Source organism: Micromonospora mangrovicola (assembly GCF_047200535.1).
Lineage (GTDB): Bacteria > Actinomycetota > Actinomycetes > Mycobacteriales > Micromonosporaceae > Micromonospora.
This window is the reverse complement of record NZ_JBJZOG010000137.1, coordinates 1-13385: the sequence shown is the minus strand read 5'-3', so window position 1 is coordinate 13385 and position 13385 is coordinate 1. Positions and strand designations below refer to the sequence as shown.

Genomic DNA, 13385 nt, shown 5'->3' with positions numbered 1-13385 from the left:
GGAGTTGTCTGAACCTGATGTACCAACGCAACGGCGGGGTGCTGAGGAACACCTGCCATCCCACGAGCTTTCGGACGTACTGGCCCGAGGACCACTTCGCGGTGGACGTGATCCTGGGCATCGGACACGACGAGGGGGTCGATGCCTGCTCCGCCGATCTGGTGGCGGAGTGGGGCTACCCGGACGTCGGGGTGGTGATCGGTGTGACGCCGGCGGCCGGCCACGACACCGTCATGCTGGACTACTCCGTCTGCGGCCCGCAGGGGGAGCCCGCCGTCGCGTACGTCGACGAAGACCGGGTGCCACGGCGGGTCGCCGGCTCGTTCGCGGAGCTCATCGGTGGCCTCGTCTCGTGCGAAGCATTCGAGGGCGAGGACCGGTGACGCACGGCATCGGGAGGGGCGCGACGGCCGGTGAGTCCGCGCTTCCCGATGCGTGACGGTCGCATGATCGTCTGTTCGGTGGAGCGCCGGCGATCCGTAACGCCAACCCCGTCACCCCGACCAGATCATCGGGAGCGCCGTCCGGCGGGGGTGACGGACCGTAAAGGTGCCGCGCTCGTATCCCTTCGGCCGCTTGGCGCGGGTCTTTTCCCAAGGTCCACTGGTATCAGGTGTCGTCGAGCGGGTTTCCAGCGGGAAGCGCCGGGGTAGCCGGAATGCGACGGCCGCAGGTACGGCCATCGCAGCCGGTCACTTTCCGTCATCAGTCGCCGGGAGCGTTCCCGGTGCCGTTTCCATTACCCCGACACGCCGTTCAGCGACATTGATGTTCGTCACGCTTAACTGTCTGGTTTGTTCCTTGTTGGCCGGGGAAGCGGCCCCATAGCCTGAGCGCGCTCGAGGTTCAACGGGGGAGCGAGCGTGATGGAACTGCAGGTTCGGTTGCTGGGCACGGTGGAGCTCTGCGTCGACGGCCAGGTCGTGACACCCGGCGCGGCGAAGCGACGCACCGTCCTGGCCGGGCTGGCGATCGAGGCGAACCACTCGGTCACCCTGCCCCGGCTGGCCCAGATGGTCTGGTCGGACCACCCGCCGGCCTCCGCCGTGGCGAATCTGCGGACTCACGCCGCTGGGCTGCGCCGCACGCTGGGCGACCGGCTGGTCGCCCGGCCGCAGGCCTACGAGCTGCGGCTCGCGCCGCACGAGCTGGACGTCACCGAGTTCCAGCGGCTGGCCGGCGAGGGGCGGGCGCTGCTCGCCTCCGCCGAGCCGGCCAGCGCCGTCGGTGCGCTGACCGCGGCGCTGGCCCGGTGGCGCGGCCCGTCCGGCGACGGCCTGCCCCGGGGCACCAGCCTGGACAACCGCTGGGCCAGCCTGGACGAGCAGCGGCTACAGGTCTTCGAGGAACTGGCCGAGGCGCGGCTGGCCGCCGGGGAACACGGGCAGCTGCTGTCCGAGCTGCGCGGGCACCTGGCCGCGTACCCACTGCGCGAGCGGGCCTGGGGGCAGCTCATGCTCGCCCTCTACCGCTGCGGCGACGTACCGGCGGCGCTCACCGTCTACCGGGACGCCCGGGCCGTCCTCGGCGAGCAGCTCGGCATCGAGCCCGGCGAGGAGTTGGCCAACCTGCACCGGGCGATGCTGGACCGCGTCCCGGAGCTGTCGTATCCGCCGCCGCCGGCCACGCCGGTCGTCAGCGAGCCGGTGCCACCGCCGGCCCTGGAGGGGCGACCCGTCGTCGGATGGGCGGTGCCCCGGGAACTGCCGGCGGACCCGGTCACCTACGTGGGGCGTGCCCGGGAGACCGCCGAGGTGGCGGCGACGGTGACCGGCGGGGCTCCGGCCGCCGTGGTCGTCACCGGCGCCGCCGGCAGCGGCAAGACCACCCTCGCGGTACGCGCCGCGCACGCCGTCTCCGCCGAGTTCCCCGACGGGCAGGTCTTCGTGGACCTCGGCTACCGGACCTCGGTGAAAGCGGGGGAGGTGCTGGCCCGGGTGCTGCGCGCCCTCGGCGTGCCGGCCGCCGACGTCCCGGACGACACCGACGAGCGGGCCGGGTGGTTCCGCTCCCTGGTGGCGGGGCGGCGGCTGCTGCTGGTCGTCGACGGCGTGACCCGGGCGGCCCAGGTACGCCCCCTGCTCCCCGCCGGCCCCGGCCCCGCGCTGATCGCGGTCACCCAGCGGCACCTCGGCAGCCTGGACGGCGTACGCCGGGTGTCGCTGCGCCCGGTGGGCGTCGCGCGAGCCCGCGACCTGCTGGCCGCCTTCGCCGGCCCGGAGCGCCTGGCCGCGGAGCCGGCGGCCACCGCCGAGCTGGTGCGGCTCTGCGCCGGCTCGGTGCTGGCGCTGCGCATCGCCGGCGCCCAGCTCGGCCGGCGGCCGGACACGCCGGTGTCCACGCTGGTCGCCGAGCTGGGCGACGGGCGGGGCCGGCTGGACCTGCTGGCCTACGAGGATCTGTCGGTGCGGGCGAGCCTGGCCACCGGGGTGGCCGCGGTCCGCTCCGACGACGAGGTGGCCGGCCGACTGTTCGAGCTGCTCGCCGCGCAGCCGGACACGCCGGTGGAGCGCGCCGCCACCCAGCTCGGCGTCTCCCCGCAGCGGGTGCACCGCGCCCTGGACGACCTGGTCGACGCCCATCTGGCGCAGCGGGACGGCCACGGCGACTACCGTCTGCCGGCGCTGGTCCGCGACTACGCCGCCGAGCTGGCGCAGGTGCCCACCTGCAGAATGGCCAACCGGCGGTTCGACCCACTGGCGGCGTGACCGCCGGGACGGTGGTCGACCAGGGATGATCGGCCCTGGCAGGGGCGTGTTGACCGGGGTCACACTGAGCCATGACACGTCAGCGCGTACTGCTCGCCGGCGTGGTCGTGCTGCTCGCGGCGGCCTGCACGACGACCGGCCACGACGGCGCGACCACCGCGCCCCCGTCGGCGACCCCGCCCAACGCGACCGCCGCTGCCACCACGCCCGCCGCCACCCCGGCGGCGACCCCCACCGCCGCGCCGCCCGCGACGGCCGACTGGCGGGTGACCTACGGGTGGGCGGTGCCGTCCTCGCCGGCCCGGGTGACGCACCCGATCAGGGTGCCGGTCACCCCGGCTCCGGGGGAGCCGCTGCCCGTCCTGATGCGGATCGAGGTCGGTGACCACCCGTCCGAGGGGTTCAGCCGGATCACCTTCGCGTTCCGCGGCCCCACCCCGTCCTACCAGGTCGGCTACGTCCCACGGGTGGAGTCCGGCGGCAGCGGTGACCCGGTGAGGCTGCCGGGGAACGCCTTCCTCACCGTCCGCTTCGACCCGGCCCAGGTGCATGACGGTGCCGGCCGGAGCACGGTCAGCGCGCCACCGCGGACCATCGGCTACCCGACGCTGCGCGGCTGGGCGCCCGCCGGGGACTTCGAGGGGTACGTCAGCTTCGGCCTGGGGGTGCGGACCCCCGGCACGCCGCTGCCGGTGCGGTTGGGCGAGTCGACCCGACCGGACGGCACCCACGTCGTCTCGATCGACGTGCGCCGGGGGTGACCGGGGCGGCCGGCGCCGACCGGCGGGCGACGGCTCCAGTTCGCGGGCGCGGCGTCAGATGCGCCGAGCCGGAGTCGTCGCCCGTGGATCGGGCGTGCCTCAGGAGACCTCGCCGCGGACGATGGCCACCGCCACCCGGCAGAACTCGTCCATGTCGGGCTGGAAGCCGGCGGCGATGTCCGGGTGCAGGCCGGCGCGGGTCTCGTCGAGCAGCCGACGGCAGACCTCCTCGACGGGCTCCCCGGCGTAATGCTCGCGGACCCGGTGGGTGGCCGCCTGCAGGGCCGAGGTCAGCTGTTCCTCCAGCGGCACGCGCAGCTTGTTCTGCACGGGGTCGAGCCCGCTGGGGTCCAGCGTGACGTGTGGCTCCGACATCGGCGCTCCCTTCCTTGGTCGGCGTCCGCGATACCCCGCCGCGGAAGCCGGTCAAACCACCGTCGGTACGGCGGCCACCCGGACCTGGTACGAGAAGTTCTCCGCCGGCTCCTCGGCGTACGACAGCCGGCGGATCTGCCGGTCGTCGCGGTAGAGGGCGACGTCGACCAGCACCCCGAGGTGGGCCAGGCCGATGTTCGCCACCCGCTTCTTGTCCTGGAGCACCGCGCAGACCCCGCCCAGCAGAGTGCTGGCGTCGGAGGTGCGGTGCCCGGGCGGGCAGCGCAGGGTCACGTCCACCTCGACCGGCCCGTCCAGCGGGGTCCAGCCGGTGCGCTGGGCCGCCGTGCAGGCCGCCTGGAGCAGGGCACGGACCCGGGCCGCCTGGCGGTGCCCGGCGGCGAAGATGGACAGGGCCTCGGTCTTGACCGGGGGCAGGCCGCTCACCTCGAACGTCAGGGCGAGAGCGCGGGTGTCCTGCACGACGGCACCTCCTCGTTGGGCTCTGATCCTGCCCAACCGGTGGGACCGCAGAGGGACGTTCGCGCGATAACCAACCGATCGGGCGGGCTGGGGTCGGCCGGAGGCGTATCGACATCGACGGCGACGCGCTGGCTGCGGAGCTCACCTGACGCTAGTCCACCCGGCGGACCCTGGGTAGCCGCGCCGTCCATCAGCTGAGACGGCCGGCGGAGTGCGGGGGATAGCGTCCTCGTGTCCGTTCCGTGAGCGTCAGGTTTCGCAACGTCGCAGGTCGGGCACTGTGAGGCCCACGAAACGCCCGGGGCGTGGGCGGCCCTGCCGTGGTCCGCGTCCCGACCGTCTCGCCGTGCGCCGGGGCACGGGTTAGGTCCCCCGGCTTCGCCGAGCAAAGGGGGAGGGCGATGACGACAGACCCCGAACGGGCCGCGGACCGGCGGCGGCCAGGCAGACGGACGGCGGCGGCAGCCGTCGCGCTGGCGTTGGCGGCCCCGCTGACCGCCTGCGCGTCCGGCGGTGACGGCGGTACGCCGACGATCAACCTCTACTACCCGCCCGAGCAGAACCTGCAGAAGGTGGTCGACGACTGCAACGCCCAGGCACAGGGGCGTTACCGGATCGCCTACCGGGTGCTGCCCCGGCAGGCCGACGACCAGCGGGTGCAGATGGTGCGCCGGCTCGCCGCGCAGGACAGCGGGATGGACGTGCTCGGCCTCGACGTCACCTGGACCCAGGAGTTCGCCAGCGCGCACTGGATCCGGGAATGGACCGGGGCGGACAAGGCCGAGGTGGAGCAGGGCACCCTCGCCGGCCCGCTGGACACCGCCCGGTACGAGGGCAGGCTGTACGCCGCACCGAAGAACACCAACGTCCAGCTCCTCTGGTACCGCACCGACCTGGTGCCGGAACCGCCGAAGACCTGGGACGAAATGATCAAGGCGGCCCAGCAGCTGAAGCAGCAGGGCAAGCCGTACCAGGTGCTCACCATGGGCGCCCAGTACGAGGGCCTGGTCGTCCTCTACAACACCCTCGCCGAGAGCGCCGGCGGGCACATCCTCAGCGACGACGGCAAGAAGGCCGTGATGGACGCCGGCACCGTGCGCGCGCTGGCGCAGCTGAAGGCGTTCGCCACGTCGGGCGTGACGTCGCCGTCGTTCAGCAACGCCACCGAGGACCCGGTCCGGCTGGAGTTCCAGTCCGGCACCGGCGCCTTCCAGGTCAACTGGCCGTTCGTGTATCCGGCGATGCAGGAGGCGAACCCGGACCTGGCGAAGAAGGTGAAGTGGGCGCGGGTGCCGGGCATCGACGCGAACACCCCGAGCAAGGTCACCATCGGCGGCGTGAACCTTGCGGTCAGCACCTACTCGAAGCACCCGACCGAGTCCTTCGAGGCCGCCAGGTGCATCCGCGACGCGAAGAACCAGAAGTTCTCCGCGGTCAACGACGGGGTGCCGCCCACCATCGAGGCGGTCTACGACGACCCGGAGATGGACAAGGCGTACCCGATGAAGGAAACCATCCTGGAGGAGCTCAAGGAGCCGGCGGTCCGGCCGCTCACCCCGGCCTACCAGAGCATCTCCACGGTGACGTCGGCGATCCTGTCGCCGCCGTCGGGCATCCGGCCCGAACAGACGGCGAACGAGTTGCGCAAGGCCATCGCCGACGCCCTGGAGTCGAAGGGGGTCCTGCCGTGAGCCGGCCGATCCACCACCGCAGCACCGCCCGCGGTCAGGACCGTGGGGAGGTGACGGCATGAGCGTCAACGCCACCCCGACCGGCGCGGACGTCGCCGCCGACGAGACCGCCACCCGGACCGCCGGCCGGCACGCCGCCGTGCCGACCCAGCGGGCCCGCCGCAGCAAGCCGCCGCTGAGCGAGAACAAGCGGGCCGAGCGCCGCCTCGGCTGGCTGCTCTGCGCACCGGCCGCGCTGGTCATGGTGCTGGTCACCGCGTACCCGATCCTGTACTCGGTCTGGTTGTCACTGCAGCGCTTCGACCTGCGCTTCCCCGACCAGCGGGAGTTCGTCGGGCTGGAGAACTACGCGACGGTGCTGACCAACCAGTTCTGGTGGACCGCGTTCGGGGTCACCGCGCTGATCACCGTGGTCACCGTGGCGGTCGAGCTGGTGCTCGGCATGGGCCTCGCGCTGATCATGCACCGGACGCTGGTCGGCCGGGGCATCGTCCGCACCGCGGCGCTGATCCCGTACGGCATCGTCACGGTGGTCGCCGCGTTCTCCTGGCGGTACGCGTGGACGCCGGGCACCGGCTACCTGGCGAACCTCTTCGACGGCAGCGCCCCGCTGACCGAGCGGGCCAGCTCGCTGGCGATCATCATGCTGGCCGAGATCTGGAAGACCACCCCGTTCATGGCTCTGCTGCTGATGGCGGGGCTGGCGCTGGTGCCGGAGGACCTGCTCAAGGCCGCCTCCACGGACGGCGCGACCGCCTGGCAGCGGTTCACCAAGGTGATGCTGCCGGTGATGAAGCCGGCGATCCTGGTCGCCCTGCTGTTCCGCACCCTGGACGCGTTCCGGGTCTTCGACAACATCTTCGTGCTCACCGCCGGCGGCAACGAGACCTCGTCGGTGTCGATGCTCGCCTACAACAACCTGATCCGGGGTCTGAACCTCGGCATCGGCTCCACGATGTCGGTGCTGATCTTCCTCGCCGTGGCGATCATCGCCTTCGTCTTCGTGAAGCTGTTCGGCACCGCTGCCCCCGGCAGCGACGATGGGGAGAGGCGCTGAGATGGCCACCGAAACCACCACGCGCGCCAACCTGCGCTGGGGCCTGCTGGACGTCATCGTCGTCGTCTTCGCGCTGGTCCCGGTGCTCTGGATCGCCTCGCTGTCGTTCAAGACCCCGGCCACCCTCACCGACGGGAAGTTCTGGCCGCGGGAGTGGACGCTGGACAACTACCGGACGATCTTCGACACCGACCAGTTCGTCCGGGCGCTGATCAACTCGATCGGCATCGCGCTGATCGCCACCCTGATCGCGGTGGTGCTGGGCGCGATGGCCGCGTACGCGATCTCCCGGCTGGACTTCCCCGGCAAGAAACTGCTGGTCGGGGTCTCCCTGCTGATCGCGATGTTCCCCCAGGTCTCGCTGGTGTCGCCGCTGTTCGAGATCGAACGGCAACTCGGCCTCTTCGACACCTGGCCGGGGTTGATCCTGCCGTACATCACCTTCGCCCTGCCGCTGGCGATCTACACGCTGTCGGCGTTCTTCAAGCAGATCCCGTGGGACCTGGAGAAGGCGGCGAAGATGGACGGCGCCACCCAGGGCCAGGCGTTCCGGCGGGTGATCGCCCCGCTGGCCGCGCCGGGGGTGTTCACCACGGCGATCCTGGTCTTCATCTTCTGCTGGAACGACTTCCTCTTCGCGATCTCGCTGACCTCCACCGAGCGGTCCCGCACGGTGCCGGTGGCGCTGTCGTTCTTCACCGGCGAGTCGCAGTTCGAGGACCCCACCGGGGCGATCTGCGCCGCCGCGGTGGTGATCACCATTCCGATCATCCTCTTCGTGCTCTTCTTCCAGCGCCGCATCGTCTCCGGCCTGACCTCCGGCGCGGTCAAGGGATAGGTGGTAGTCATGGCTGACATCGTGCTCGACAAGGTGAGCAAGCGGTTCCCGGACGGAACGACGGCGGTGCGGGACGTCGACCTGGAGATCGCCGACGGCGAGTTCGTTATCCTGGTCGGCCCGTCCGGCTGCGGGAAGTCCACCACCCTCAACATGATCGCCGGGCTGGAGGACATCAGCTCCGGGGAACTGCGGATCGCGGGGGAACGGGTCAACGACCGGGCGCCCCGGGACCGGGACATCGCTATGGTGTTCCAGTCGTACGCGCTCTACCCGAACATGACCGTGCGGGAGAACATGGCCTTCCCGCTGCGGCTGGCGAAGCTGGACAAGGAGACCATCGAGCAGAAGGTGGAGGAGGCGGCGAAGGTCCTGGAGCTGACCCCGCTGCTGGACCGCAAGCCGGCCAACCTCTCCGGCGGACAGCGGCAGCGGGTCGCGATGGGCCGGGCCATCGTCCGCCAGCCCAAGGCGTTCCTGATGGACGAGCCGCTGTCCAACCTCGACGCCAAGCTGCGGGTGCAGATGCGCACCGTGGTGTCCCGGCTGCAGAAGCAGCTCGGCACCACCACCGTCTACGTCACCCACGACCAGACCGAGGCGATGACCCTCGGCGACCGTGTGGTGATCATGCGTGGCGGTGCGGTGCAGCAGGTCGGCCCGCCGCAGGAGCTGTACGACCACCCGCGCAACCTGTTCGTCGCCGGGTTCATCGGCTCGCCGTCGATGAACTTCCTGCACGCGGCGGTCGAGGACGGCCGGCTGCGCACCGCCCTGGGCGACGTGCCGATCGGCGACCGGATCCGCCGCCAGCTGGAGGGCGGGGACGCGCCGCGCGAGCTGATCCTCGGCATCCGCCCGGAGCACTTCGAGGACGCCGAGCTGATCGACGAGGAGAGCCGCCGCCGGGGCATGGAGTTCGACGCGCCGGTGGACATCGTCGAGTCGATGGGTTCCGACAAGTACGTCTACTTCACCGTCGAGGGGCAGCGGGCCAGCGCCGTCGAGCTGGAGGAGTTGGCCGCCGACGCGGGCGCCGACTTCACCGGCGCCGGTGCCAGCCTGGTCACCCGGTTGTCGGCCGAGTCGCCGGTCCGCGAGGGCGAGAGCCGGCGGGTCTGGTTCAACCTGGAGAAGATCCACCTCTTCGACCCGTCGACGGGGCGGAACCTGACCCTGCACGAGGGGCGCGCGGCGGGGACCCTCGCCGACTGATCGACCGAGGGGCCGGCGGTGCGCCGCCGGCCCCTCAGCGTGCCGGCAGGTGCGCAAGCAGCTTGTCCAGCCGGACGGGCAGGTCCCGGATCCGTACCCCGGTCGCGTGGTGCACCGCGTTGGCGACGGCCGCGGCGCTGCCCACGATGCCGATCTCACCGATACCCTTCACCCCGGCCGGATTCAGCTCGGGGTCCTCCTCCGGCAGCCAGTACGCCTCGATCCGCTCGACGTCCGCGCAGACGCTGACGTGGTATGTGGCGAGGTCGTGGTTGACCCAGTCGCCGTACCGCTCGTCGAGCAGGCCCTCCTCGTGCAGCGCCATCGACAGCCCCATCGTCATGCCGCCGATGAGCTGACTGCGGGCGGTGGTCGGGTTCACCACCCGGCCGACGGCGAACACGCCGAGCATCCGGTCCACCCGGACCTCGGCGGTGTCCGCGTCCACCCGCACCTGCGCGAAGTGGGCGCCGTACGCGTACCGGGCCAGCGGGCGCAGCGCCCCGATCTCGTCGGCGGTGCTCACCTCGGCGGTCAACCCGCCGGCCGGCACCGCCCCGCCGGGCGCGTCCCGCAGCCGCTCCCGCAGCTGCTCGCAGGCCCGGATCACCGCCCAGCTCCACGAGGCGGTGCCCATCGAGCCGCCGGCCACTCCCGCCGCCGGCAGGTCGCTGTCGCCGATGTGGATGGTGATCCTCTCGGCGGGCACCGCCAGCGCGTCGGCGGCCACCTGCCACAGCGCCGTCCGCGCGCCGGTGCCGATGTCGGTCGCGTTGATCCGCACCGCGAAGGTGCCGTCCGGCGCGGCGGTGGCCGTCGCGGCGGCGGGCCGGGAGCGGGCCGGGTAGCTGGAGCCGGCCACCCCGGTGCCGACCAGCCACCGCCCGTCGCGCCGGGCCCCCGGCGCCGGGTCGCGGTCGGCCCAGCCGAACCGCCGGGCCCCCTCGCGCAGGCAGGCGACCAGGTTGCGGGTGCTGAACGGGTGCCCGCTGTCCGGGTCGACGGAGATGTCGTTGCGGACCCGCAACTCGACCGGGTCGACGCGGCACGCCGTCGCCAGCTCGTCCAGCGCGGACTCCAGCGCGTACGCGCCCGGGCACTCGCCCGGCGCGCGCATCCAGAACGGGGTCGGCACGTCCAGCCGGGCCAGCCGGTGGGTGGTGCGCCGGTGGCGTCCGGCGTACATGCTGCGGGTGTAGACGGCGGTCTGCTCGGCGAACTCGTGCACGTTCGAGGTCTGGCTGATCGCGTCGTGGCACACCGCGTCGATCCGCCCGTCGGCGGAAGCGCCGAGCCGGACCCGTTGGATGGTCGGGGTGCGGTACCCGATCGGGCCGAAGAGCTGCTGCCGGGTCAGGGCCAGCCGCACCGGCCGGTCCACCTGCCGGGCGGCGAGCGCGGCGAGCACCACCGCCGCCTTGGGCGCGCCCTTGCTGCCGAAGCCGCCGCCAACATGTTCGGCGACCACCCGGACCGCCTCCGGGGACAGTCCGAACAGCTGCGCCAGGGTGGCCTGCACGGGCGACGACCCCTGGTTGGAGTCGTGCACCAGCAGCCGTCCGCCCTGCCACCGGGCGGTGGTGGCGTGCGGCTCCATCGGGTTGTTGTGGTAGGCCGGGGTCCGGTAGGTGGCGTCGATCCGGACCTCGGCGGCCGCGAACCCGGCGTCGAAGTCCCCCTCCGCGGTGTCGGTCGGATAGCTCGGGTTCACGTGCTCCGGCCGGTACAGCCCCGGGTGGTGCTCCGAGAGCACGGTGCTGTGCGGCTCGGTGTCGTAGTCGATCCGGACCAGCCGGGCGGCCTCGCGGGCCGCCTCGATCGTCGCCGCCACCACGACCGCGACGAACTCGCCCCGGTAGTGCACTGCCGGCTCCTGCAAGAGGAACAGGGTCGCGTCCACACCGGGGGCCAGCCGCGGCGCGTTGCCGTGGTGCAGCACGTCCAGCACCCCGGGCACGGTCAACGCCGCGGCGGTGTCGACCCGGCTGATCCGCCCGCGGGTCGCGGTCGCCGACACCACCCAGCCGTACGTCACGTCGTCCACCGGGTACTCGACCGCGTACCGGGCGGCCCCGGTGACCTTGTCCCGGCCCTCCAGCCGCGGGTGTTCCCGGCCCACCGCGCCGGCCGGCGACACGCTCACCGCAGCACCGTCCCGGCCAATCCGGTCAACGCCTGGACGGTGAGGTTGCGGATCAGCGGGACCTTGAACCCGTTGTGCGGCAGCGGGCGGGCCGCGGCGAGTTCGGCGTCGGCGGCCCGGGCCGCCAGCTCGGCGGTGAACGGCCGGCCACGCAGTGCCTCCTCCGCCCGGTACGCCCGCCACGGCCGGTGCGCGACCGCCCCGTACGCCAGCCGGACGTCGCGGACGGTGTCCCCGTCCAGGTCTAGCGCGGCGGCCACCGAGCCGACCGCGAACGCGAACGAGGCCCGGTCGCGCACCTTGCGGTAGGTGCAGCGCCGCGCGAACGGCAGCGGCGGAACGCGCACCGCGGTGATCAGCGCGTCGCGGGGAAGGTTGGTCTCCCGCTCGGGGTGCTCCCCGGGCGTGCGGTGCAGCTCGGCCAGGGGGATCTCCCGGGCTCCGCCGCCCGGTTGGTGCAGCTCCACCACGGCGTCGAGGGCGACCAGGGCGACCGCCAGGTCCGACGGGTGCGTCGCCACGCAGAACTCGGACCAGCCGAGGATGGCCAGGTCCCGGTTCTGCCCGTGGCGGGCCGCGCAGCCGGTGCCCGGTTCCCGCTTGTTGCACGCCCGGCCGGTGTCCTGGAAGTAGCCGCAGCGCGTGCGTTGCAACAGGTTCCCGGCCGTGGTGGCCATGTTGCGCAGCTGACCGGAGGCGCCGGCGAGCAGGGCCCGGGACAGCAGCGGGTGGTCGCGCCGGACCACCGGGTGCGCGGCCAGGTCGCTGTTGCGCACGGTGGCCCCGACCCGCAGGCCGCCGTCCGGGAGGGTCTCCACCGTGTCCAGTGGCAGGCCGGTGACGTCCACCAGGAGGTCCGGCAGTTGCACCCCGAGCTTCATCAGGTCCACCAGGTTCGTCCCGCCGCCGAGGTACGCCGCCCCGGGCTCCGCGTCGAGCAGCGCGACCGCCTCCGCGACGTCGGCCGGCCGGCGGTAGCGGAAGACCCTCACCGCGCCGCCGCCGCGTCCCGGACCGCGGCCACGATGTTCGGGTACGCGGCGCAGCGGCACAGGTTGCCGCTCATCCGTTCCCGCACCTCCGCGTCGGTCAGCTCCACCGGCGCGGTCAGGTCCTCGGTCACCGCGCTGGGCCAGTCGCGGGCCACCTCGTCGAGCATGCCGCGGGCCGAACAGAGCTGGCCGGGTGTGCAGTAGCCGCACTGGAAGGCGTCGTGCGCGACGAAGGCCGCCTGAAGCGGGGAGAGGTCGTCCGGGCCGGCGAGCCCCTCCACGGTGACCACCGTCCGACCGCCCAGGGTGACGGCCAGGACCAGGCAGCTCTTCACCCGCCGGCCGTCGAGCAGCACCGTGCACGAGCCGCACTGCCCGTGGTCGCAGCCCTTCTTGCTGCCGGTCAGGGCGAGCCGTTCGCGCAGGGCGTCCAGCAGGGTGGTCCGGTTGTCCAGCGTCAGCTCGTGGCCGACGTCGTTGACGGTGAGGGTGATGGTGGACGACCACCCGTCTTCCGCCGGTTCCCCGCTCTCTCGCACCCGGTCAGACTACCGTTTACCGGGTAACTCACGGACAAATCCGGGCGATCCTCGGAAGGTGGATCAGCGGTATGCGTGACGTACTGGCCGCGGTGCACGCCTGGAGCCGGCAGGGCGTTCCGTACGGCCTGGCGACCGTGGTGGCGAGCACCGCCGGCCCGGTCACCGGGCCGGGCGACCTGCTCGCCGTGAACGCCTCCGGCGAGGTGTGCGGCGGCATCCCGGCGGGCTGTGTCGAGTCTGCGGTGCTCGACGCCGCGACCGAGACGCTGCGCACCGGCCGCACCCGGCTCCCTCGCTACACCGTCGGCGCGGCCGGCCCGTGGCCGGCCCGGCCCGGCTGTGCCGGCGTGCTGGAGGTGCTGCTGAGACGGGTGACCCCCGACGGCGACGCGGCGCGGGTGCTCGCCGCCCTCGCCGGCCCCGGCCCGGTCGCCGCGGCCACCGTCGTCGGTGGCCCCGCACCCTTCGGCGCGCAGGTCGTGGTCCGGCCCGACCGGACCGAGGGCACGCTCGGCGACCCGGGGCTGGACGCGTGGGCGGCTGGCGAAGCGGCCGACCTGCTCGCCGGCGGTGGGGGGGG

The 13385-nt window shown here is 73.0% G+C and carries 13 protein-coding genes; 8 read left to right on the top strand and 5 right to left on the bottom strand.

Going from position 1 to position 13385, the window contains the following annotated elements:
• From ACL02O_RS31140 to ACL02O_RS31130, 3 genes are all read left to right on the top strand, one after another.
• A partial coding sequence (locus ACL02O_RS31140) for an SMI1/KNR4 family protein (RefSeq protein WP_412821754.1) occupies positions 1 to 383 on the top strand: 383 nt, incomplete at its 5' end.
• Between the two features lie 483 nt (positions 384 to 866).
• Complete coding sequence (locus ACL02O_RS31135) at positions 867 to 2708, top strand: AfsR/SARP family transcriptional regulator (protein WP_412821753.1); 1842 nt, start codon at positions 867 to 869, stop codon at positions 2706 to 2708.
• A 71-nt stretch (positions 2709 to 2779) separates the two neighbouring features.
• Positions 2780 to 3469 carry an AMIN-like domain-containing (lipo)protein gene (locus ACL02O_RS31130; protein ID WP_412821752.1) on the top strand — a complete coding sequence of 230 codons (690 nt, stop codon included), beginning with the start codon at positions 2780 to 2782 and terminating at the stop codon, positions 3467 to 3469.
• A 99-nt stretch (positions 3470 to 3568) separates the two neighbouring features.
• Here ACL02O_RS31130 and ACL02O_RS31125 read toward each other — a convergent pair whose 3' ends face one another.
• Together ACL02O_RS31125 and ACL02O_RS31120 are read right to left on the bottom strand one after the other, a co-directional pair.
• Entirely contained in the window at positions 3569 to 3844 is a 276-nt protein-coding gene (locus tag ACL02O_RS31125) for a hypothetical protein (protein ID WP_412821751.1), read from the bottom strand.
• A 51-nt stretch (positions 3845 to 3895) separates the two neighbouring features.
• Entirely contained in the window at positions 3896 to 4327 is a 432-nt protein-coding gene (locus tag ACL02O_RS31120) for a RusA family crossover junction endodeoxyribonuclease (protein WP_412821750.1), read from the bottom strand.
• Between the two features lie 401 nt (positions 4328 to 4728).
• On the opposite strand from ACL02O_RS31120, the gene ACL02O_RS31115 reads away from it, so the two are divergent.
• The 4 genes from ACL02O_RS31115 to ACL02O_RS31100 are packed head-to-tail and all read left to right on the top strand — an operon-like array spanning position 4729 to position 9128.
• The gene (locus ACL02O_RS31115; protein ID WP_412821749.1) at positions 4729 to 6018 is read left to right on the top strand and encodes an ABC transporter substrate-binding protein; all 1290 of its coding nucleotides are present in this window, start codon (positions 4729 to 4731) and stop codon (positions 6016 to 6018) included.
• Between the two features lie 58 nt (positions 6019 to 6076).
• Positions 6077 to 7075, top strand: a complete 999-nt coding sequence (locus tag ACL02O_RS31110) for a carbohydrate ABC transporter permease (RefSeq protein WP_412821748.1) — start codon at positions 6077 to 6079, stop codon at positions 7073 to 7075.
• Position 7076: 1 nt separating this feature from the next.
• The gene (locus ACL02O_RS31105) at positions 7077 to 7913 is read left to right on the top strand and encodes a carbohydrate ABC transporter permease (protein ID WP_412821747.1); all 837 of its coding nucleotides are present in this window, start codon (positions 7077 to 7079) and stop codon (positions 7911 to 7913) included.
• Between the two features lie 9 nt (positions 7914 to 7922).
• Positions 7923 to 9128, top strand: coding sequence for an ABC transporter ATP-binding protein (locus tag ACL02O_RS31100; RefSeq protein WP_412821746.1), 1206 nt, complete (start codon positions 7923 to 7925; stop codon positions 9126 to 9128).
• 34 nt (positions 9129 to 9162) lie between these two features.
• Here the strand turns inward: ACL02O_RS31100 and ACL02O_RS31095 are convergent, their stop codons facing one another.
• Genes ACL02O_RS31095 through ACL02O_RS31085 form a run of 3 tightly spaced genes read right to left on the bottom strand, consistent with a single transcriptional unit; the run spans position 9163 to position 12757 of the window.
• On the bottom strand, positions 9163 to 11271 hold the full coding sequence (locus ACL02O_RS31095; protein ID WP_412821745.1) for a molybdopterin cofactor-binding domain-containing protein: 2109 nt from the start codon (positions 11269 to 11271) through the stop codon (positions 9163 to 9165).
• Entirely contained in the window at positions 11268 to 12263 is a 996-nt protein-coding gene (locus ACL02O_RS31090; protein ID WP_412821744.1) for an FAD binding domain-containing protein, read from the bottom strand. Before ACL02O_RS31090 ends, ACL02O_RS31095 begins: the two co-directional genes overlap by 4 nt.
• Positions 12260 to 12757 carry a 2Fe-2S iron-sulfur cluster-binding protein gene (locus ACL02O_RS31085; protein WP_412821755.1) on the bottom strand — a complete coding sequence of 166 codons (498 nt, stop codon included), beginning with the start codon at positions 12755 to 12757 and terminating at the stop codon, positions 12260 to 12262. Before ACL02O_RS31085 ends, ACL02O_RS31090 begins: the two co-directional genes overlap by 4 nt.
• A 116-nt stretch (positions 12758 to 12873) precedes the next feature.
• On the opposite strand from ACL02O_RS31085, the gene ACL02O_RS31080 reads away from it, so the two are divergent.
• Positions 12874 to 13385: XdhC family protein (locus tag ACL02O_RS31080; RefSeq protein ID WP_412821743.1), on the top strand; the 512-nt coding region annotated here is incomplete at its 3' end.

Coding starts and splice junctions, on each gene's coding strand:
- ACL02O_RS31135 (WP_412821753.1), top strand. CDS start 867: ATGGAACTGCAGGTTCGGTTGCTGGGCACGGTGGAGCTCTGCGTCGAC.
- ACL02O_RS31130 (WP_412821752.1), top strand. CDS start 2,780: ATGACACGTCAGCGCGTACTGCTCGCCGGCGTGGTCGTGCTGCTCGCG.
- ACL02O_RS31125 (WP_412821751.1), bottom strand. CDS start 3,844: ATGTCGGAGCCACACGTCACGCTGGACCCCAGCGGGCTCGACCCCGTG.
- ACL02O_RS31115 (WP_412821749.1), top strand. CDS start 4,729: ATGACGACAGACCCCGAACGGGCCGCGGACCGGCGGCGGCCAGGCAGA.
- ACL02O_RS31110 (WP_412821748.1), top strand. CDS start 6,077: ATGAGCGTCAACGCCACCCCGACCGGCGCGGACGTCGCCGCCGACGAG.
- ACL02O_RS31105 (WP_412821747.1), top strand. CDS start 7,077: ATGGCCACCGAAACCACCACGCGCGCCAACCTGCGCTGGGGCCTGCTG.
- ACL02O_RS31100 (WP_412821746.1), top strand. CDS start 7,923: ATGGCTGACATCGTGCTCGACAAGGTGAGCAAGCGGTTCCCGGACGGA.